Raw genomic sequence first — 22,397 nt, forward strand, 5'->3', positions numbered from 1 at the left:
ATCAGTTAAAAAGGTGTTTAAACTAACAACTGAAAACTATTCACTAATCAATATAGTTTAGGGCGGCGTACCCAAGTGGCTAAGGGAGAGGTCTGCAAAACCTTTATGCAGCGGTTCAAATCCGCTCGCCGCCTCCAACAAATAAAGAATCAAGAATCATAGGATCAAGTTTTTTATTTTCGAAATATTCCTTCTCAAGAGTCTCAATATAAAATCTATCAAGGCCACTATTATTAAGGAAGTCTTCTCTCAATTCATTGTCTTTGTTCTTTATTATAAGAGGCAGTAAATGATTTATATAGAAAGATTCTTTTTTAAGATCCAGAAAAACTTTGTCAAAAAGCCTTTTTGATATTTCTCCCTTAACGCCTTTTTCGAATAGTTCCCGTGATATATCCTCGAGCAACTTTTCGCGTCCCTTTTTAGTATCAAGTAATGGATAAAAGCTTCGCACCCTTTCTTTTAGAGCTGAATACAAATTGCGATAAAGCTTTTCTTCATCAGATATTATCTTTAATTCTGAAACAACATCTTTCAATGAAGAATCTCCTGCTGAAATCTTCTTAATTCCCTTAACTATAGTGTTGATCTTTTTTCTGCCATATTCAGTCACATATTTATTATCAAGAATTTCTTTTATAAATATTTCATGAAACAGTTTGCTATCAAGTTTATCGAACTCTCTCTTGTTTCCTATTAGGCTCCTTAAAGAATCTTCTGTAAATTCAATATTTTCCATAAAGGCTGTTTGATTCAGCAAATTATAGACATTATCAAATCTGTCAAAGTATGTAACTATTGATGTGAATTCTTCAAAAAGGCTGAAATCATTACTTTCACGTGCTATTTCATCGCAGGCCCTTACAGTATCGAGTAGAATCTGCTCAAAACCCTTATCACCTTTTATTTGTGCTGTTTGCTTTGCCCTTATTAGCCTTATAATATCTTCATTTATTATATGCATCTTCAGTGAAGGAGCCTTAAAAAATAGACCCTGTAAAATTGCCCTAGTCTCTTTTAGATAATCAGGTTCTTCAAGGTCCTGTATTTGTTTTCCTTTTAAAAGTTGATTGTCAAGAGTTTCAAAGAGGGTTATAGGTATATTATTTCTTATACCGAGGGTTCTAAGCCTTCTAAGTCTTGCTAATTCAGATGGCTGTAAAATATCTTTTGAAATTCCGCTCAAAAGAATGTCTCTATATTCATCTACTACATGTTTATTATCAGGATGCTTATACATAATATCTATTTTCATTCTTTCCTGTTGATATCTGTCTATGTTATAACGTGAAACTATATCCTCGATATAAATTTCTTCATTTGGAGACAGAGACCTTCCCTGAAAATAGAAATTCATGAAAGTTTTGTAGAATTCAAGATTTCCTTTATGAATCAGTTTAAATATAAATACAGTGGCATGTCGCTCCTTAAGCGCAGATACAAAATTATCAAGGACTTCTGTATCATGGTCATCTGCGATAAGTGATGTCCTTTTGAGAAATTTCCCGACTGCACCGAGCAAATATTTTTGCCTCTTTTTATACTCTCCCTTAAAATCTGAAGATACAAAAAAGTAATAATTAACTACGGCATGTCCATGGAGAAAAAGACGATAAAAGGACTCCTTACCCTCAATATCATTAGTGAAGATAACTCTTTCATTAGCATCGAGGAATGCTCCAAACATTATAAGCCTGTTTGCCACATTCTTCTTCATAAGATCCTTAAAAGGTTTTTCGACTCCAAACATATATTCGCAGAAGCTTCCACCTGTCCCCTTATAGTGTATTCCTTCTTCTGTCAAGGTAAATTCATTTCCTCTTGAAAAAAACCTAATACCAGAAATGCTTTCATCATAAAAATATGTGTTATTAACACCAGAACCGCCAACTAATACAAAATACTCTATGGGGCCAATATTGCCGTGGAGCCTGAGATCTTTAATCATAAAAAAATATATCACACAATTATAAAAATATTCTATTAAGTTAATTTTCGGAATAACTTTTCAGTAAAGAGAGGATAACAATTGGGTTCTGGGTAGGGTGTTGTATATTTTTTATAATTTATGCTAAGTTTTAAATTTGGAAGTCAATTAATCCATCGGAGGCTTATCCATGTATAAAAAAATTATACTTGCATATTCTGGAGGTCTTGATACATCTGTTGCGATACAATGGCTGAAAGAGAAATATAAAGCAGAAATTATCGCCTTCTGTGCAGATCTCGGCCAGGGGGATGACATTAAATCATTAAAAGAAAAAGCTTTGAAGAATGGGGCTTCAAAGGTTTATATCAAAAATTTACAGGCAGAATTTGTTAAAAATTATATTTACCCAATGCTCAGGGCAAATGCGGTCTATGAAGGTTCATACCTCCTTGGAACATCAATCGCCCGTCCTTTAATTGCAAAAGAACAGATTGAGATCGCATTAAAAGAGAAAGCTGAAGCTGTAGCACATGGTGCTACAGGAAAAGGAAATGATCAGGTAAGATTCGAACTTACCTATTATGCGCTCAAGCCTGATATAAAAGTGATAGCACCCTGGCGAGAGTGGCCATTCAATTCGAGACAGGCTCTCATTGATTATGCAAATAAAAAAGGGATCCCTGTTAGTGCAACAAAAGCAAAACCTTATAGTATAGACAGAAACCTTTTTCACATAAGTTATGAGGGGGGAGTCCTTGAAGACCCCTGGAAAGAATCTCCATCTGATATGTATACAATAATAACACCACCTGAAAAAGCTCCTGACAAACCTTTATATATTGAAATCTCTTATAGAAATGGAGATCCTGTAGCAATTAATAATAAGAGCCTTTCCCCTGTTAACTTATTAAAAATGCTAAATCTCATAGCTGGGAAGAACGGTATCGGAAGAGTTGATATAGTAGAAAACAGATACGTTGGAATAAAGTCAAGAGGTGTCTATGAGACACCAGGCGGAACTGTTTTGCATATCGCTCACAGGGCAATAGAATCAATAACACTCGATAGGGAAGTCATGCACATGAGGGATTCTCTAATACCACATTATGCAGAGCTTATTTATTATGGTTACTGGTTTTCTCCAGAGCGGATTGCACTTCAGAGTCTTATAGATACGGTGCAGAAGAACGTCACAGGAACTGTAAGATTAAAGCTCTACAAGGGTAATTGTTCTGTCACCGGGAGGAAGTCTCCTCATTCACTATATAATCCTGAACTTGCAACATTTGAGGAAGAGAAAGTATATAATCAAAAGGATGCTGAAGGCTTCATAAAGCTTAATGCACTGCGTTTAATGTTACAGAAGATGAAAAAAAGCAAATAGCTTAATATATGTCCAAAATGTCTGAAATACAATATTGGATAGCGTTGTCCATGTTGCAGGATATAGGTCCTGTAAAAGCGAAGAGGTTACTGTCGATGTTTAAAACACCTGAAAGAATTTTTAATGCAAAAAAGGATGAACTTTTTAAGATTGATGGTATAGGATCAAAACATTTTAAAAATATAAAAGAATTCAGTGCATGGGGTCTAATAGAAAAACAGTTGAAACTTATGGAGCAGAATGAGATTAAAGCTATCAATTTTCAAGATCAATTATATCCTGAATTACTGAGGGAGATTGTGGATGCTCCCATTGTTCTATATCTAAAAGGCAATCCCTGGCCACAGGACAGATATGCAATTGCAATAGTTGGATCACGCAAGCCAACAGATTATGGTATAGTTGTTACTGAAAAGATCTCTGATGAGCTTGTATCAATGGGGTTTACAATAGTAAGTGGCTTGGCAAGAGGGATCGACTCTTTAGCTCACAGAGGTGCACTCAGGTCAGGGGGAAGAACGATTGCTGTATTGGGTTCAGGACTTGATAAACCTTATCCACCGGAAAATAGAATACTAATGGAAAAAATTGCTCAGAATGGTTATGTTCTGAGCGAATTTCCTTTAGGGACTCCACCTGATAAAGAAAACTTCCCAAGGAGAAACAGACTTATCAGCGGGCTTTCACTCGGCGTACTCGTTATAGAAGCAACATCTGATAGCGGCTCCATTATTACCTCTAAGTATTCAATTGAACAGAATAGGGAAGTCTTTGCGGTTCCCGGAAATATTACCTCAAGCAATTCAGATGGTACTAATCAACTTATTAAAAATGGCGCAATACTTACAACCAATGCAAAAGATATTGTTACAGAACTTGCGCCTGTCCTGAAGGGGTTTATTAAAATCAAAGATAGGGCAAAGATTGAAATCACAAGCGAAGAAAGAGAAGTATGCACATTCCTCTCTGGTGAGCCAAAACAGATAGATATAATTTCAAGAGAAAGTGGTCTGCCTGCATCAAAGGTATTGGGCATTCTACTTGCATTAGAACTTAAAGGAGCTGTCAAACAAATAACAGGAAAGAGGTTTTATTTGGCATGAGTTCACTTGTAATTGTTGAATCACCTGCAAAGGCAAAAACAATCCATAAAATTCTTGGGAAAAAGTATGCAGTTAAGGCATCTATAGGTCACGTAAAGGACCTTCCCGAAAAAAATCTCGGGGTTGACATAGATAATGGATTTCAGCCCAAGTATGTTGTTATTCCTGGAAAAGAAAAAATAGTCAAAGAACTTAAAAAAGCATCTAAAGAGGCCGACGAGGTTTTTCTTGCTCCTGACCCTGACAGGGAGGGAGAAGCGATAGCCTGGCATATTGCATCTGAAATCTCTGAAAAAAAGTCACAATCTCCTAACGGGAAAATCTACAGGATTGTTTTTAATGAAATAACCGAACGTGCTGTAAAGGAAGCAATAAAAAATCCGACAAAGATTGACATGAATAAGGTTGAAGCACAGCAGGCAAGAAGAATTCTTGACAGGCTTGTAGGGTATAATCTCAGTCCGCTTTTATGGAGAAAGGTAAGGAAAGGGCTGAGTGCAGGCAGGGTGCAATCTGTTGCTGTCAAATTGATTGTTGATAGAGAACGTGAAATTAATGAATTCAGGTCTGAAGAATACTGGAGTATTAACGCAGAATTTGAAGGTTCAAGGCAGCCAACTTTCTGGGCCAGATTATACAAAATAAATCACCTATTAAGTGAATCAGTAAAACAGGCAGAAAAAACAGATAAATTTCTTATCCCTGATGAGAAAACAGCAAACATACTCATTCAGGATTTGAAAAATAAGGATTTTATACTTAATAAAATTGAGCGTAAACAAAGAAAGAGAATGCCGTATCCTCCTTTCATTACAAGCACTCTTCAACAAGAAGCAGCTCGAAAATTGAAATTTACTGCGAAAAAGACAATGGCAATCGCACAACAACTTTATGAGGGGATAGAGCTTGGGGATGAGGGTTCAATCGGGCTTATTACATATATGAGGACGGATTCTCATCGAGTAGCCCCTGAGGCTCAGGAATGGGCAAGAAAAATGATTGAAAAAAAATTTGGCATGAATTATGTGCCTGAAAAACCTCCAATTTACAAAAGCAGATCATCAGCTCAGGAAGCACATGAGGCAATAAGGCCTACATATCATGATAAAAGTCCAGAAGAAATTAAGAAATATCTCACAAAAGATCAACATGCACTATATACACTCATATGGAATCGTTTTATTGCTAGCCAGATGTCACCGGCTCAACTTGAACTGACAACATTTATTATCCAGACAATAACTGATAATTCTAAAAGCTTACAGGATAACCCTTCCGCCGGGTTGCCTTCTTATGAATTTCGTGCATCAGGTACAGTGGTAAACTTTGATGGTTTCATGGCTCTATATACAGAAGGAAAAGACGAACTTGAAGAAGAAAATGGACTAACCTTACCATCGTTGAAGGAAAAGGAGTTCCTAAAGTTGATAAATATACAACCTAAACAGCATTTCACACAACCACCACCTCGTTATACAGAAGCGACACTTGTTAAAGCTCTGGAAGAAAAAGGAATTGGAAGACCAAGCACGTATGCAGCAATTTTATCAACAATACAGGATAGAAAATATGTTACCAAGTTTGATGGAAAATTTAAACCTACAGAACTTGGTGTGGTTGTAAATGACTTCCTCGTTGAAAGGTTTACCGAACTAATAGATGTAGGTTTTACAGCAAAAATGGAGGATAAACTCGACAGGATTGAGGATGGGAAGATGAAATGGGTTACTGTAGTGAATGATTTTTATAAACCATTCAGTACTAAGCTTAATGAAGCAATAAAAATTGTAGGCAAAGTTAAGCCAAAAGATATACCGACAGATACTGTATGTGAAAAATGTGGTCTTCCCATGGTTAAACGATGGGGTAGACACGGAAGATTTATGGCTTGTTCAGGATTTCCTAAATGTAGAAATACCAAGCCAATCGAAAATGCAGAACAAACACTAAATAATCAACAAGCTGTAGCTATTGCTCAAGAGACAAATGAGATATGTGAGCAATGTGGGGCTCCAATGGTAATAAAATCAGGACGATATGGCAAATTTCTTGCCTGCTCAAAATATCCTGAATGCAAAAATACTAAACCCTTATCCACCGGGATAAAGTGCCCAAAAGATGGAGGAGAGATTGTAGAGAGACGTTCGAAAAAGGGGAAGGTATTCTGGAGCTGCAGTAATTATCCTGAATGTAAATTTGCCTCGTGGTATAAACCTATTCCGAGCAAATGTCCTAAATGTAATGCATCTGTTCTCTTCGAAAAACAGAATAAAAAAACAGGGAATATAACTATATTCTGTCAGAGCAAAGAATGCAGTTATAAAGATATACAAAAGGTGCATTCTGAAGAAGAAGTTTTAGCCACAGAAAAACAATTTTCAGGTTAAAAACTGGAGGCTTTTTTGCGTTTTAGACCTTTTATTATTGGAATAGGCGGGGCGTATAGTGGAGTGGGCAAGACAACATGTGCATCTTTGATCCTTCGAAAACTCAGAGGCTGGGGAGCTATAAAATATACAAAGACTTCACTTTATAGTTCAATTACCGATGATATTAAAGTCCTGTCAGAACCTGGGAAAGATACAAAGAGATTTCTCGATGCCGGTGCTGAAAAGGTTCTCTGGGTACAATGCCCTTTTTCAGAACTCAATGAAATTTTATCAATAGCTGTTGGAATGTTTGTAGAACAGAAAGGCATTGTGATAGAGGGTAATAGCGCTATCGACGTTTTAAAACCAGATATAGTTATTTTCATCTCTGGCTCAGAAGACAATAAATTCAAAAAAAATTCAAAAAAGATACTCCAGCTTGCAAATATAGTTATATATGATGATAAACCTCCCAGAGGCATTCCAGTGACCGCAAAACAATTCAAAAAAGATGATATTAATAAATGTCTGGACTTTATTGTTAAATACTTGGGACAGGAAAAGAGAGAAGATAAATGAATAATCTTGCATTAGATGGAATAGCAAAAAAGGCTGTTTGTTTTTTTGCAATATTTTCTATACTATCGGGTTGCGGTAATATTATATATAGAACTTCAGGTATTTATAAAGAGTACTCTCATATTGAAAGCATTCTTGAACCTATAAATAAAGTAAGAGCAGACGGTACTATGTGCGGAAGCAGATATTATAAACCAACAGGACATCTCTTATGGAATGAAATGCTTGCAGATACTGCTTTACAGCACTCACTTGATATGGCAAAAAATGGATTTTTAAGTCATGAAGGCTCTGATTCAAGCAGTCCTGGCGAAAGACTACATCGCGCTGGATATATCTGGACATCTCATGGAGAGAATATTGGGCAGGGATACAGGACACCAGAAGATGCTGTCCGGGCTTGGCTCAGGAATGAACGCCATTGCAAAAATATCATGAATCCGGAATTTAAAGAGGCTGGCGCGTCATTTGCAAGGAGTAAAAATCTAAGGACTTACTGGACTCTCGTTTTAGGAACTTCTAAACACCAACTTGAATAATACATTTGACTTTATGAACAAGCAGGCACCTCATATTAAAAAGTGCTAAACCCAATAATACAATTAACCCGATGATTTTATTACATTTTTTTCGCAAACCAGCTCTTTCTAAGGCAAAAACAAATGAACTGTTAGCCATTGCAAAACAAAAAATATCATCTGATATTGAGCATATTGAAACAGAATATTGCTATAATGTTGAAACTTCTTCGCAACTAACAGAGCATGAGCTTGAAATACTCAGATGGCTACTTGCAGAAACTTTTGAGCCAGAAAATTTTGGTAATAAAAGTTTCCTAACGAATAAGGAGGACTGCAACTCCTGCTCATCTCCCATCTATCATTACTATCTTTTAGAAGTCGGCCCACGTATGAACTTTACCACAGCATGGTCTACCAATGCTGTTTCTATATTAAATAACTGTGGTCTGACAAAAATTACAAGGATTGAGAGATCGAGAAGATATAAATTAGTCTTCAGTCAACCTTCAACCTTTAATCTTAAACCTTTCCAAGATCTCATTCACGATAGGATGACAGAATGTTTGTATCCTGAACCTCTCTCAACTTTTGAAACAGGAATAAAACCAGAGCCTGTTTACATTGTTCCTTTAATTGAGGAAGGAAAAGAATCATTAAGAAAAATAAATATTACAATGGGACTAGGACTTGATGAATGGGATATAGATTACTACTATAATCTATTCGTAAAAGAACTACGTCGTAATCCAACAAATGTGGAATGTTTTGACTTAAGTCAATCAAACAGCGAACATTCAAGGCACTGGTTTTTCAAGGGCAGACTGATTATAGATGGTAAAGAAACTGAGTATTCCCTTATGGATTTAATTAAATATCCATTAAAAAATTCACCAAATAACAGCATTATTGCTTTTAAAGATAATTCAAGCGCTATTAGAGGATATGAAATATTATCTTTACGGCCTGAGCATGCTGGCTTGCCGTCACGTTTTAAACAGGAGCACCTTTTTTATCATATTATTTTTACAGCAGAAACGCATAATTTTCCCACTGGTGTTGCTCCATTTCCTGGAGCAGAAACCGGGACAGGAGGTAGGATACGGGATGTTCATGCTACAGGAAAAGGTAGTTTGGTAATTGCTGGAACTGCTGCATATTGTGTCGGAAATCTTCAAATACCTAACTATCTCTTACCATGGGAAGATTCATCTTTTGAATATCCACCAAATCTTGCAACTCCGCTCCAGATTGAGATTGAAGCAAGTAATGGTGCCTCTGATTACGGGAATAAATTCGGTGAGCCTGTCATACAGGGCTTCACTCGCTCTTTTGGATTGAGACTGCCAGATGGCGAAAGAAGAGAATGGATAAAACCCATAATGTTTACTGGTGGAGTTGGCCAGATAGATGACAAACATATTGAAAAGAAAGAACCTCAAAAAGGTATGCTTGTTGTAAAGATTGGAGGTCCAGCATACAGAATAGGAATGGGGGGTGGCGCTGCCTCCAGTATGATACAGGGAGAAAATATCGAGGAACTTGATTTCAGCGCTGTACAGCGCGGTGACGCTGAAATGGAACAAAAGGTTAATAGAGTAGTCAGAGCATGTGTTGAAATGGGGGAGAGAAATCCTATCATAAGTATTCATGATCAGGGGGCAGGAGGAAACTGTAATGTTGTAAAAGAGATTATTTACCCTGCCGGTGCAAAAATAAATATCAGAAAAATACAACTCGGGGATAATTCACTTTCAGTTCTGGAAATATGGGGTGCGGAATATCAGGAAAATGATGCAATTCTCTTAAAACCTGAAAGAAAAGTCGAATTTCTTTCTATCTGTGAAAGGGAAAAAGTACCTTGTTCTTTCATAGGTGAAATCACAGGAGATGGGTATATCAGGCTGTTCGATGAGCATGATGGAACAATACCGGTTAATCTTGAATTATCAAAGGTTCTTGGCGAAATGCCAAGAAAAATATTTATAATTGAAAGTATAAAACCTAAACTTGAATCACTCTTCCTTCCAGAAACACTAACAGTAAGGGAATCTCTCGAAAGGGTTCTCAGACTTATCTCAGTTGGTTCTAAAAGATTTCTTGTAAATAAAGTTGACCGCTCTGTTACCGGCCTTATTGCCCAACAGCAGTGTGTAGGCCCACTTCATCTGACATTATCAAATGTGGCTGTAATTGCACAGAGTCATTTAACCTTAAGAGGAGCAGCAATTTCTATTGGTGAACAACCAATAAAAGGACTACTTAATCCGCAGGCAATGGCACGAATGAGCGTAGGTGAAGCTCTAACTAATATTTTATGGGCAAAGGTAAGTGCTCTTGAAGATATAAAATGTTCAGGGAACTGGATGTGGGCAGCAAAACTACCTGGAGAAGGTGCAAAGATTTATGATGCTGCTTTAGCTCTCAAAGATATACTCATTGAACTTGGGATAGCTATTGATGGAGGGAAAGACAGTCTATCTATGGCAGCAAAGGTAACTAATTCGTCTGGGGAAACAGAAACTATCAAGGCTCCTGGCAGCCTCGTCATTTCCGCCTATGTTACCTGTCCTGATATAACAAAGATCATTACCCCGGATATAAAAAAACCTGGTATCAGCAAACTGATATATATTGATCTCGGGAATGGGAAATATAGAATGGGTGGAACTGCTTTAGCACAAGTATATGGTCAAATAGGGAATGAATCTCCTGATGTTGATGACCCTAAATTACTAAAACGTTCATTTTATGTCATTCAAAGACTAATAGATGAGGACATCATTCTCTCAGGACATGACAGGAGTGACGGAGGTTTAATCGTTACATTACTCGAGATGGCTTTTGCAGGCAATTGCGGAATCAAAATTAACTTAAACCTTAATAACCTCACAACATCCCAACATATATCTTTATTATTCTCCGAAGAACTCGGCCTTATTTTAGAATATTTTCCAGAACATGAAGATATAATTGAATCTTATCTTAAAGCTGATAGTATCCCCTATCTAATAATTGGAAATACAATAAAAGAGAAAGTAATTGATATAGCAGTCAATAATCAAACCGTTCTGAAAGAAGACATGAGAGTTCTCAGAGCTATTTGGGAAGAAACAAGTTATCATCTTGATAGACTTCAGGCAAATCCAGAGTGTGTAGATGAAGAGAGAAAAGTAAATTTCGACAGAAAAGGCCCTGAGTATAAACTTACTTTTGTCCCACAAGAATCTCCTTTTGTCTCCTGTGTATCCCCACTTAGTAAGGAAAGCCTAATTGAAGTTAGGCCGAGAGTTGCTATAATTCGTGAAGAAGGCAGTAATGGAGATCGAGAAATGACTTCAGCTTTCTACATGGCAGGGTTTGAAGTATGGGATATAATGATGACAGATCTTTTAAAAGAAAAAATTAAACTCGATGAGTTCAGAGGGATTGCATTTGTTGGCGGTTTCAGTTACGCAGATGTTCTCGATTCAGCAAAAGGCTGGGCTGGAGTCATAAGATTCAATAAAAGACTCTTCGAACAATTTCAAAACTTTTATGAACGTCCAGACACATTCAGTCTCGGAGTATGCAATGGATGTCAGCTCATGGCACTTCTGGGCTGGGTTCCCTGGAGAGGGATACCTGATAAAATTCAGCCAAGATTTATTCAAAATAAATCAGGCAGGTTTGAATCCCGGTTTTCAACAGTAAAAATTTTACCAAGCCCTTCGATTATGTTGAAGGGGATGGAAGGTTCTATTCTCGGCATCTGGATTGCCCATGGTGAAGGAAGACTTTATTTCCCTGATGAAAAATTCCAAGAAGAGGTTCTACAAAAAAACCTTGCACCCATAAGATTTATTGACGACTATGGAGAGTTTACAGAAATATATCCGTTCAACCCTAATGGTTCTCCACGTGGCATAACTGCTCTCTGCACTCCTGATGGAAGACATCTCGCCATGATGCCTCATCCTGAAAGAGTGTTTCTTAAATGGCAATGGTCTTACATGCCCGAAGAATGGAAGAAAAATCTCAAAGCCTCACCATGGCTTAGAATGTTCCAGAATGCTTATAATTGGTGTAAAAAAGTATAAAATATTGGTGAGCCGTGGAGGATTCGAACCTCCGACCCGCTGATTAAGAGTCAGCTGCTCTACCAGCTGAGCTAACGGCCCACACCATCAAGCGCGCCTGAGAGGATTTGAACCTCCGACCCTCGGCTCCGGAGGCCGATGCTCTAATCCACTGAGCTACAGGCGCGATGACGCTTGATCTTAACTCTTAACTGTAAATTTTTAACTACTAATTTCCCAATGCAAAATTTGCTGGGGTGAGTGAGGGGACTCGAACCCCCAACACCTGGAGCCACAGTCCAGTGCTCTGACCATTGAGCTACACTCACCATCTAACAATAGTTTACAGTAAATAGTATTTAATTCACTGCAAATTTATTTTACAAAATTTGCATGGCGCGCCTGAAGGGATTCGAACCCCTGACCCACTGCTTAGAAGGCAGTTGCTCTATCCTACTGAGCTACAGGCGCTTTATATTAAGTTTAAATTAAAATTATATGAGTTTATAAGAAATTCTGTCAATAACAGGCAACAAATCATCAAATTTATCAATTAAATAATCAGCATTAAGAAGGTATATTCTATCCTTGTATCCATAGGTAACAGCAATAGTTTTTACACCTGCTCCTTTCCCAGCCTCAATATCATAATTACTGTCTCCAACTATGACTGTTTCTTCCTTTTTGAAACCAAGATTTTTATATGAATAAATAACAGGAACAGGAGAAGGTTTTCTCTCGGGTGTTGTGTCACTACCAACTACAAGATCAAAATAGTGAAGTAGATTTACCTGATCCAAAAGCTTTTTTGAAAGATTTTCCCTTTTATTGGATATAACCGCCATTTTATAATCTCTGAGTTCTGTTAGTGTCTCCTTTACCCCAGGATATATTATTGATTGGTCTGCAATATGTAACTCATAATATAAAAGAAATCGTTCAATCACCTCATCCCACATCATTAAATCTGAACCATCCATTACCTTTTCTACAAGCCTCGTTACACCTTCCCCTATCAGACCGATGGTCTCTTCAACAGTTAAGATTTTATTGCTAAAAGGTCTTATAGCATAATTTAAAGCATGCATAATATCTCTGCTCGTATCAACAAGAGTGCCGTCTAAATCAAAAATGATCAAAGATATCTTCATTTGTAAATTATATCATACGGAATATGTATGTTCTGAAAAGATGAGGATTTAGGCTAAATTACTATGAGATTTACAAACATATGAAACAGATGATATGGTAAAAATATATCATAAGCAAGATTTTCATATAAAGGAGTGTAATATGAAAACAAGTACTTTTCGCACAATCAGTTTCTTTTTAGTTTTTTTATTATGTCTTACATCTCTTTGCATTTCAGCAAATTCACCCTTAAAGACAAAAGCTGCTGATCTTTCCGATATACAAGGGGTATTTACTCTCATTCTTTATGGTGGAAGATTTGTTGATGATCTTGAAAGGGTCGCTATTTTTGATAAAGAAGGAGATCATTATTATTTTGAACCATATGCACCTGATTTTGATTACAAGGTTAAAAAATCTGTTCCTGATAAAGAAGTTTTTGAGCTGGCAAAAAGTTTTGTAAGTTCTCATTATGCATTTCATAAATATCTATTCAGCAAGATTCTGGATGCGAATGGGAATATTATAGGCTTTGAATTGAGACCCCTCTATCATCCTTTTTCTTACAGCCTTGATGATGTTATTGATGTTTACTACTGGCTAAAAAAAGATGGAAAGGTAAAAGTTACGATCAAGCTCATTCAGCCTGTTGAACGACTTCTTTATCCAGGAGGTCCAGGTGAAGGTTCTGGAGGAGATTAACCAGATTGAAAAACGAGTTCTTCACGGTGATTCTTTAACAAAGGAAGATGCAAACTACTTAATCAGTATTTCAGATTCAAATATTTTAGACCTATTTTCTTCTGCGAATAGAATAAGAAATTATTTCAAAGCTAATAGGGTTGAATTGTGTTCTATTGTTAATGCAAAATCAGGCGGTTGTAGCGAAGACTGTGATTTCTGCGCGCAGTCCTCAAAAAGTACAGCAAAGATAAAAGTCTACCCACTTCTCAGTAAAAGGACTGTTCTTCAGTTAGCTACTGAAGCAAAGCTATCTGGTGTAAAAAGGTTTTCATTAGTTATCAGTGGAAGAAAAATATTAAAGAAAGACCTTTCAAATATAGCTGTTATGATTTCTGAAATCAAAGCCCTTAACCTTCTCCCCTGTGCAAGTCTCGGTTTTCTTACTAAAAAAGAACTTTTAATGTTAAAGGATGCTGGACTCGAGCGTTATCATCACAATCTTGAAACCTCTGAACGATTTTTTCCACAAATATGCAGGACACACGGGTATAAAGAAAAGCTCGAAACCATACAGGTAGCAAAGTCTGCTAACCTGTCTGTATGTTCAGGCGGTATATTTGGAATGGGCGAGACATGGGATGATAGAATTGATATGGCTTTTAACCTGAAGAAACTTGATATCGACTCTATCCCAATTAACTTTCTCATTCCTATTAAGGGTACACCTCTTGGTAAGAGAAAATATTTACACCCTTTTGAAGCACTGAAGATTGTCAGTCTTTATAGATTTATACTCCCACATAAAGAAATAAGAATCTGTGGTGGCAGAATGCAAATACTGGGGGAATTTAATTCTCTTGTCTTCTTTGCTGGAGCTGACAGCCTGATGACAGGTAATTATCTAACCACATCAGGAAGAATGCCTGAAGAAGATATTAAGCTAATAAAAAAATGTGGTCTTGTTCTTAATAATGCAGATATTGCTCGAAAATTTCTTTAACTCGATGATTTTATTAAATTATTTTTTGTTGTTATACGGAATTTCTTGTATTCATCGAGGATATATTCAAAGAATGCGTTATAAATTCTGGGAAGTGTTCTCTTTCTGTGGGTAACAATGTAAAATCTTCGATTCATTTGAATATCCGAAATTTTTATTTCTTTCAAAATATTATGTTCCAATTCATCAGAAACTGAAAATCTTGATATAATTGTAATACCAAGTCCCGCCTTAACTGCCTGTTTAACAGCATCAGTAGAACCAAAAATACTCGCTATCTGGAGGCTATCAGTATCTATCCCGGCACTTTCCAGGAATTTCTCAGTAACTTGTCTTGTCCCTGAACCCTCCTCTCTGAATACCATTGGCATCTGGACCAACTCTTTTAAGGTCATCTCCAAATTCTTTGTAAAGGAAGGTGCAGAGACAGCAATTAGCTCATCTTCAATAAAAGGAACATAATCTACATCTTCATTGTCAAGTCTTGCTCCAACTATTCCAAGGAGCAATGAATGCTTTAAGATGTTTTCAATAATACCCTTTGAATCAGATATTAGAATCTGAAATGAAATAGCTGGATATTTCTTCTGAAAAGCTGACATCATGCGAGGTATCAAGTATACTCCAGGGATAGTGCTAGCTCCTATAATCAATTTACCTGAAAGGTCTTTTCTTATTTTCAGTATTTCTTCCTTCAGGGATTCAGCTTTTGCAATAATCTCTAACGAATGGGTATATAAAACTTCCGCCTCTTTTGTTGGGATAATACTCCTTCCTAATCTGTCAAAGAGTTTACATCCAAGTTCATCTTCCAATCCTTTAATATGGCTACTGATAGTGGGCTGAGTAAGATAAAGCTCTTTAGATGCTCTCGAAAAGCTATTATTTTTATATACTAAGGTAAATACTCGTAATTGATGTATATCCATAAATATTAATATTAATTATATTCTTTTCTTATATATTTTTTCAATAATAGGGTGATAACTTTCTTTGCCTCCATCACGCCTTTTTGTCTTAAAATATCAACCATCACGCGTGATCCTATATATTCTAAAAATTGCCTCCTCTTCTTCCTGTCATTTATAAACTTCATTGCTTTTGCGCGAATATTCTGTAAAAACTCCAGAAACTTAGAAAACTCTACTCCATACTGATCTTCGAGTTCAATTCGAATAGTCTTTGCAAGTGCAGGACTGACTCCGCTTGTAGATATAGCTAATTTTAACAACCCACGATTTACAGTAGAAGGCACAATAAAATTACAAAAATCAGGAGCATCAACAACATTCACAAGACATTGAGCATCTTGAGCAACCCGTTCGTTTACTGAAATATTGTCTGTTGCAGCAATCACCAGAAATGCATCTTTCATATCACTTCTACGGTATCCTCGGCAAATATGTTTTAACCTCTTTTGTGATTTTATTTTCTCCAGCCTCCGGGTAATTTTTGGGCTTATCACGGTCACTTCTGCTCCTGTTTTTAAGAGAAAACTTATTTTCCGCTCAGCAACATGACCACCACCACATACAACAACTTTTTTTTTCTCGAGGTTTAGGAATACAGGATAATAAACCACTGTCTTTTTTTTAATCACTTTTTAAGGTATCTATTTCTTTCTTTACATCTGAAGCAAATTTGCTTTCTGGGTAAGTGTCAATGAGACGTCTAAAATACTCTGAAGCCATTTCCCTCTGATTAAGCTTTTTATATGCCATTCCAGTATAGTAGAGCACATCAGACAATTTTTTATAATCCGGATATTTTTTCAATAATTCTTCAAATCTGCCAATCGCAGCATTATAAGAACCTTTTTTGTAATAAAATTCACCGACAAGATATTCGTATTCAGCAATGATATTTCTGCACTGTTCGATTCTTACTTCGATAATATCCTTATATGGATTCCTTGGAAATATTTTTTTCAATTTCTCAAATTCTTCAAGTGCCTTAGCTGCTCCGCCATAACCTCTTTCAGGACCCTCTATCTGGTTAAAATACACAGTAGCAATCTGGTACTGAGCATAAGGAGCATACTGATGATCTGGATAGGTTTCAAGAAATCTTTTATATTCAGTAACCGCAAGTTCAAACTCTTCCTCTTTAACATAAGAGTCTGCAATTCTGAGTTGTGCTAAGGGAGCAAATTTCTTTGTAAAGTCTCTGTTCTTGATTTCAAGAAAAATTGTCCGCGATTTTTCATAATCTTTTTTTTCGAGTAGCTCATTGGCTGTTTCGAATGATTTCTCAGCGTCAAATTTCTCAGGAGGTTTAACAGAAGACTTACCCGAACAGGATATTATGATGAAAATTAAAACAAACAAAATAATATTTATTCTTTTCAGGCAATTCATTCTGAATATTATATCACGGATAATAATTATTCATCCTTGATTTTTTTCTTTATTAATCTTTATTTATGCTATACTGAATGCAATCAAGCTTTTCATAACAATTAAATTAAGGAGGAACCATGGCAGTTAAAAAAGCAACATGCGCTGCAAAAACAACGAAAGGGAAAAGGTGTAAAAATCCGGTATCAGGAAAATCAAAATTCTGTGTAACTCATAAGAAAAAATAGAAATCTGTATAGAAAGCTTCTGACTTTTTTTTAAAAACTGTCAGATTAATTCTTAAAAAATTAATCGCAAGAATGAAATTTTTGTTTTTTTAACACCATCCCTTGAAATTTGTAGATAGCGTTTATTCTATGGTATCCTTATTCAGTGAATCTCATTTCGATACAAAAACCAAGCAGGTATATCAATAAAGAAATTAATGCAATTTACAAGAAAGCCCCTGTTAAGGTTGCCCTTGCATTCCCTGACATTTATGAAATAGGGATGTCTCATCTCGGGCTGAAAATTCTTTACAAAATTATCAATGACCTTCCTTTTGCCTCTGCAGAGAGGGTTTTTTCTCCATGGATTGATCTTGAAGCTCAAATGAAATCAGGCAATATAATACTTGAATCACTTGAGTTCAACCGTCCTTTGAGAGAATTTGATATTATTGGTTTCAGTCTTCAATACGAACTTTCATTTACAACTGTTCTTAATATACTTTCACTTGGTGGTGTTCCATTAAGAACTGAAGACCGTGTAGAGCATCTTTTTCCACTTGTTATTGCTGGTGGGCCATGCACTGTAAACCCCTTTCCAATGTCTCCTTTTATTGATGCCTTTTTAATAGGAGATGGTGAAGATGCGATAAAAGAAATACTAAATATATATTATTTATGGAAATCCGAAGGAGATGGTAAAAAAGAATCTCTCTTTTACGCTCTTTCAAATATTGAAGGTATATATGTGCCTGCTATTCATAAGACTCCCTTAAATATCTTTAATAAAAGTACAAAGAAAGAATATTTGATTAAAAGACGCTTCATTCAAAATCTTGATGATGCCCCCTATCCGGAAAATCCTGTCATCCCTTACACTGCAATTATACATGACAGAATTAACATCGAGGTTTCAAGAGGCTGTTCAATGGGTTGTAGATTCTGTCAGGCAGGCATAATATACAGGCCAGTTCGTGAAAGAAGTCCTGATAAAGTTCTGGATTTAGCCAAAAAAAATCTTAAAAATACAGGTTATGATGAAGTCTCATTCACGTCTCTAAGTGCTGGGGACTATAGCTGCCTTTTACAGATTGTGAAAAACTTCAATAATCTATTTCATAAAAAAAGAATCTCTTTATCTCTTCCATCCCTCAGGGTCGCATCGATAAATCGCAATATTTTAAAGGAGATCAGGACTGTCAGAAAAACTGGCTTTACTATCGCACCAGAAGCAGGAACTCATAGACTGAGAAATGTAATAAACAAAGATTTTTCTGATTCTGATTATGAAAACGCTTTAAAAATACTTTTTGAAGAAGGGTGGCATAAACTTAAACTTTACTTCATGATAGGACTCCCAACAGAGACGACAAAAGATATTGAAGGAATTATTCAGATGGTTATGCTCGCTTTGAAAATTGCAAAACAGAATACAAAACGGCGTGTAAATATTAATATCGGTATATCTCCATTCGTTCCAAAAGCACATACACCTTTCCAGTGGTATGGACAGAATCCTATAAATGAGATGGAAGAGAAAAAAGGCTATATCACAAAAAAACTATCGAAAAAAGGGGTTTATATAAAAACACATAACTTAAATATGAGTTTATTAGAAGCTGCGTTTTCACGAGGTGATGCAAAACTCTCATCTCTCATTGAAATTGCCTGGTCACTCGGTTGCAGGCTCGACGGCTGGTCAGAAGTTTTCGACTTTGATAAATGGAAAGAAGCCATGAATCGAACTGGCTTAGATGTGGAAGAATATGCAAAAAAAACTTATACCTTTACTGATACCCTGCCTTGGGAGAAGATAGATACCGGAGTTACAAAAGAATTTCTATGGAAAGAATATCAGAAGGGATTATCAGGAAACATAACAATTGATTGCAGAAAAGTCTGTCATAACTGCGGACTCCGTTGCGATCAGAAATTAAGAAGATACGAAAATAATAATATAAGTTATACAACTTCTCAACCTCTTCATTTCATGCCAATAAGGATAAGGGCTGAATTTTCAAAAACAGGTTTATTGAAATATCTTTCGCATCTTGAGGTTATGTCAGTAATAATTCGCGCTCTCAGAAGGGCAGATGTTAACCTTGAGTATTCTAAAGGATATCACCCGGTTCCAGAGATATCTTTTGGTCCACCACTTGCTGTAGGTGTTGCAGGACTGTCTGAATATTTTGATATGAAAGTATTACAGCCTTTTGATCTCACAACTTATAAAAAAAATATTAATGCCGTTTTGCCTGAAGGTATATATATTAAGGATATGGCTGTTATACCTTTTGATACAGAGTCACTTAATAGTTTCATTAAAAGATATGAATATGAGATAAAAGGGCTGAAATTAACAAATATAAATAAGTTTTTATCAGAAAAAGAGATTTTTTTTAAAAGGAACCAGAAAGAAGTCAATCTCAGGAATATGTTGGAAGAAGTAAAACAAATTAATGAAAATACAGTATCAATTATTCTGGTAGATCATGAAGAAACGAAAGTAAGACTTAGCGAGATACTTCAAGTCATTATGAATACTCCATTTGAAGAACTTGACATTACACGTATATCACTATATGGTTGGAAAAGTGGTTGGATTAAACCTCTTCAAAAAAACAGCCTCCAGATGGTAGATTATATTGATTGACTATGGAAAACGAAATACTTATTAATGCAACGCGTGATGAAATTAGAGTCGGCCTTCTCGAAGGAGGACAGGTAGTTGAATTCTATGTTGAGAGAAAACGTGATGCGAGCCTTGTGGGTAATATCTATAAAGGCAGAGTCGTAAAAATCCTTCCAGGGATGCAGTCTGCCTTTGTGGATATCGGGCTTGAAAAAGCAGCTTTCCTCTATGTTACAGACATCCACGCTGGGCTTGAAGATTTTGCATCGTTTCTTGATGAAGAGGAAAAGGTAAATTCTATCGAGATATTCTCACGCAAAGGAAGACCTGACCTTACTATCGAAGAGCTGATTCAGGAAGGACAGGAAATCCTTGTTCAAGTATCTAAAGACCCTATTGGTAGTAAAGGGGCAAGGGTAACCTCATACGTTACACTTCCTGGACGTTATCTTGTTCTTATGCCGAATGTTGAGCATATTGGCATATCGAGAAGAATATCTGACGAATTCGAACGTTTGAGACTCCGAACAATTGTCGAGAATCTAAAAATGAAGGGCTTTGGACTGATCATAAGGACAGCAAGCGAGGGATCCGTTGAAGAAGATTTAAAAAAAGATCTGGATTTCCTTTTAATGCTATGGGAAAACATTCAGAAAAAGAAAGACAGGGTTTCTGCCCCAACTCTTTTATACAGCGACCTCGACCTTGTATTCAGGAGTGTAAGAGACTTAATGATACAGGATGTAAAAAGACTTGTTGTTGATTCAGAAGAGGAATATGAACGAATTAAGGATTTTGTGAAAACATATTCAGAAAAGCTTCTTGGCAAAATAGAGTTGTATGAAGGAACAGAGCCACTTTTTGAAGCTTTTGGAATCGAGCTTGACACTCAACGTGCTCTTGGCAGAAAGGTGTGGCTAAAATCAGGTGGGTATATTGTAATTGACCAGACTGAAGCAATGACTGTTATTGATGTTAATACTGGAAAGTTTGTAGGAAAAGAAGAGCTTGAAGATACTATTTTGAAAACTAATCTTGAGGCCGTTAAAGAAATCGCTTATCAAATCAGACTCAGAAACCTTGGTGGCATTATCATAGTTGATTTTATAGACATGGAAAGGTATGAAAACAGGGAAAGAGTTTTTAACGCCTTCACTGAAGCAATGAAAAAAGACCGGGCAAAAAATACCATTTCACATATATCAGATCTTGGTTTAATTCAGATGACAAGAAAACGAGTCAGGGAGAGTCTGGGTAGAACTCTATGCGAAACATGCCCTTACTGTGAAGGTAAGGGATTTGTGAAGTCTCCGAGAACTCTGTGTTATGAAATTTTCAGAAAGGTCATAAGACTTGCCCGGCACAGTGCAGAAAGAATTATTGTAACAGCACACCCATCAGTTGCAGAACTCCTCTCTGATGAAGAACGTGCTGGAATCGAAGACATTGAAACACGATATGGTGTTAAAGTTACCATAAGAGAAAGCCGCACCCTACATCAGGAAAATTATGAAGTGACCGTATTGTAAAGATATATCTGTCCAAAATGTGCCATTAGAAGTTTTTTTTCTTTCTTTCAACCACTACGTCGATTTGACGTATATATCTTTTGGGAAGTAACATAAAAATATACATGTCAAAAAAATTAAAACATCTTATTAATATTTTAAAAAACATGAAAAGTGCTGTGCTTGCTTATTCAGGGGGTGTTGACAGCACATTTCTTTTAAAGGCTATGCAACTTGCTGATATCAAAACCCTTGCCATTACAGCTGTTTCTAAAATTAGATCTCCTGAAGATATCTTGAATGCAAGAAGATTTGCAGAAGCTGCTAAAGTTGAACATTTAGAAATAAATACCGATGAGCTTTCTATTGAAGAATTTGTAGAAAATACTCCTAAAAGATGTTTTATCTGTAAGGATCTACTTTTTAAAAAGTTATCGGATATTGCTAAAACATATAATTACATGTTTATACTCGAGGCAAGTAATCAGGACGACCTTAAAGATTACAGACCCGGCAGATTAGCAGCAGAAAAATATGGGATACGAAGCCCTCTAATTGAAGCTGAATTTTCAAAAAAAGAAATCAGAGCACATTCAAAAAAATTAGGACTTTCAACATGGAATTTGCCTTCTTCTTCCTGTCTTGCAACAAGGTTTCCTTATTATCAGAGAATTACTACCGAATCACTCAGAAAAGTGCTTGAGGCTGAAGACTTTCTCAAATCCCTTGGATTTCAGGAAATACGACTGAGAGAGCATGGCAATATTGCAAGAATAGAAGTTTCAGTAAAGAAATTCCAGCTATTCTTAAGTCCTCAGAAAAGAACCCTTATTACAAAAACCCTTAAATCTCTCGGCTATTCCTATATAACTTTTGACCTTGATGGCTATCAAAGTGGTAGCATGAACAGAAATCTCAAGAAATAGAGGAGACTTAAC

At 36.3% G+C, this 22,397-nt stretch carries 16 protein-coding genes and 5 tRNA genes; 12 read left to right on the forward strand and 9 right to left on the reverse strand.

Annotated elements, in window-relative coordinates:
- Positions 1 to 61: 61 nt before the first annotated feature.
- Positions 62 to 137, forward strand: a tRNA-Cys gene (locus tag HXY53_02025).
- On the opposite strand, the gene HXY53_02030 is transcribed toward HXY53_02025, so the two are convergent.
- Complete coding sequence (locus HXY53_02030) at positions 116 to 1,948, reverse strand: TIGR04442 family protein (GenBank protein ID NWF75348.1); 1,833 nt, start codon at positions 1,946 to 1,948, stop codon at positions 116 to 118. The two genes, HXY53_02025 and HXY53_02030, sit on opposite strands and share 22 nt — an antisense overlap.
- 169 nt (positions 1,949 to 2,117) lie before the next feature.
- Here HXY53_02030 and HXY53_02035 point away from each other — a divergent pair, with 169 nt between their 5' ends.
- The 6 genes from HXY53_02035 to purL all read left to right on the forward strand — a co-directional run bounded on the left by HXY53_02035 (position 2,118) and on the right by purL (position 11,962).
- The gene (locus tag HXY53_02035) at positions 2,118 to 3,314 is read left to right on the forward strand and encodes an argininosuccinate synthase (GenBank protein ID NWF75349.1); all 1,197 of its coding nucleotides are present in this window, start codon (positions 2,118 to 2,120) and stop codon (positions 3,312 to 3,314) included.
- A gap of 50 nt (positions 3,315 to 3,364) precedes the next feature.
- Entirely contained in the window at positions 3,365 to 4,417 is a 1,053-nt protein-coding gene (dprA, locus tag HXY53_02040) for a DNA-protecting protein DprA (protein NWF75350.1), read from the forward strand.
- Positions 4,414 to 6,804: a type I DNA topoisomerase gene (gene topA, locus HXY53_02045; protein ID NWF75351.1), complete on the forward strand. Its 2,391-nt coding sequence runs from the start codon at positions 4,414 to 4,416 to the stop codon at positions 6,802 to 6,804. The genes dprA and topA overlap by 4 nt, the downstream gene beginning before the upstream one ends.
- Before the next feature lie 15 nt (positions 6,805 to 6,819).
- A complete protein-coding gene (locus HXY53_02050; GenBank protein ID NWF75352.1) occupies positions 6,820 to 7,365 on the forward strand; it encodes a hypothetical protein in 546 nt (181 codons plus the stop codon).
- Entirely contained in the window at positions 7,362 to 7,904 is a 543-nt protein-coding gene (locus HXY53_02055) for a CAP domain-containing protein (protein NWF75353.1), read from the forward strand. Before HXY53_02050 ends, HXY53_02055 begins: the two co-directional genes overlap by 4 nt.
- Positions 7,905 to 7,975: 71 nt before the next feature.
- Positions 7,976 to 11,962 (forward strand): phosphoribosylformylglycinamidine synthase, encoded by a 3,987-nt coding sequence (purL, locus tag HXY53_02060; GenBank protein NWF75354.1) that lies wholly within the window; start codon positions 7,976 to 7,978, stop codon positions 11,960 to 11,962.
- 5 nt (positions 11,963 to 11,967) lie between these two features.
- Here purL and HXY53_02065 read toward each other — a convergent pair.
- From HXY53_02065 to HXY53_02085, 5 genes are all read right to left on the reverse strand, one after another.
- A tRNA-Lys gene (locus HXY53_02065) sits at positions 11,968 to 12,043 on the reverse strand.
- A gap of 11 nt (positions 12,044 to 12,054) precedes the next feature.
- Positions 12,055 to 12,128 (reverse strand) — tRNA-Arg (locus HXY53_02070).
- Between the two features lie 66 nt (positions 12,129 to 12,194).
- Positions 12,195 to 12,270, reverse strand: a tRNA-His gene (locus HXY53_02075).
- Positions 12,271 to 12,335: 65 nt separating this feature from the next.
- Positions 12,336 to 12,412, reverse strand: a tRNA-Arg gene (locus HXY53_02080).
- Positions 12,413 to 12,435: 23 nt separating this feature from the next.
- Positions 12,436 to 13,092: an HAD-IA family hydrolase gene (locus HXY53_02085; GenBank protein ID NWF75355.1), complete on the reverse strand. Its 657-nt coding sequence runs from the start codon at positions 13,090 to 13,092 to the stop codon at positions 12,436 to 12,438.
- A gap of 142 nt (positions 13,093 to 13,234) precedes the next feature.
- Between HXY53_02085 and HXY53_02090 the strand changes: the two genes are divergently transcribed.
- Together HXY53_02090 and bioB are read left to right on the forward strand one after the other, a co-directional pair.
- Positions 13,235 to 13,774, forward strand: a complete 540-nt coding sequence (locus HXY53_02090) for a hypothetical protein (protein ID NWF75356.1) — start codon at positions 13,235 to 13,237, stop codon at positions 13,772 to 13,774.
- 4 nt (positions 13,775 to 13,778) lie between these two features.
- Positions 13,779 to 14,756 carry a biotin synthase BioB gene (gene bioB, locus HXY53_02095; GenBank protein ID NWF75357.1) on the forward strand — a complete coding sequence of 326 codons (978 nt, stop codon included), beginning with the start codon at positions 13,779 to 13,781 and terminating at the stop codon, positions 14,754 to 14,756.
- On the opposite strand, the gene HXY53_02100 is transcribed toward bioB, so the two are convergent.
- Genes HXY53_02100 through HXY53_02110 form a run of 3 tightly spaced genes read right to left on the reverse strand, consistent with a single transcriptional unit; the run spans position 14,753 to position 17,113 of the window.
- Entirely contained in the window at positions 14,753 to 15,685 is a 933-nt protein-coding gene (locus HXY53_02100) for a LysR family transcriptional regulator (GenBank protein ID NWF75358.1), read from the reverse strand. The two genes, bioB and HXY53_02100, sit on opposite strands and share 4 nt — an antisense overlap.
- A gap of 11 nt (positions 15,686 to 15,696) precedes the next feature.
- Complete coding sequence (locus tag HXY53_02105) at positions 15,697 to 16,356, reverse strand: bifunctional precorrin-2 dehydrogenase/sirohydrochlorin ferrochelatase (protein NWF75359.1); 660 nt, start codon at positions 16,354 to 16,356, stop codon at positions 15,697 to 15,699.
- Positions 16,349 to 17,113: an outer membrane protein assembly factor BamD gene (locus HXY53_02110; GenBank protein NWF75360.1), complete on the reverse strand. Its 765-nt coding sequence runs from the start codon at positions 17,111 to 17,113 to the stop codon at positions 16,349 to 16,351. Before HXY53_02110 ends, HXY53_02105 begins: the two co-directional genes overlap by 8 nt.
- A gap of 372 nt (positions 17,114 to 17,485) precedes the next feature.
- On the opposite strand from HXY53_02110, the gene HXY53_02115 reads away from it, so the two are divergent.
- The 3 genes from HXY53_02115 (at position 17,486) to larE (ending at position 22,385) form a co-directional block, all read left to right on the forward strand.
- Positions 17,486 to 19,972, forward strand: a complete 2,487-nt coding sequence (locus HXY53_02115) for a TIGR03960 family B12-binding radical SAM protein (GenBank protein ID NWF75361.1) — start codon at positions 17,486 to 17,488, stop codon at positions 19,970 to 19,972.
- Between the two features lie 2 nt (positions 19,973 to 19,974).
- The gene (locus tag HXY53_02120) at positions 19,975 to 21,480 is read left to right on the forward strand and encodes an Rne/Rng family ribonuclease (GenBank protein NWF75362.1); all 1,506 of its coding nucleotides are present in this window, start codon (positions 19,975 to 19,977) and stop codon (positions 21,478 to 21,480) included.
- 104 nt (positions 21,481 to 21,584) lie between these two features.
- Positions 21,585 to 22,385 carry an ATP-dependent sacrificial sulfur transferase LarE gene (gene larE, locus HXY53_02125; GenBank protein NWF75363.1) on the forward strand — a complete coding sequence of 267 codons (801 nt, stop codon included), beginning with the start codon at positions 21,585 to 21,587 and terminating at the stop codon, positions 22,383 to 22,385.
- Positions 22,386 to 22,397 lie beyond the last annotated feature (12 nt).

It is taken from the genome of Nitrospirota bacterium, assembly GCA_013388455.1.
Taxonomy (GTDB): domain Bacteria; phylum Nitrospirota; class Thermodesulfovibrionia; order Thermodesulfovibrionales; family SM23-35; genus JACAFF01.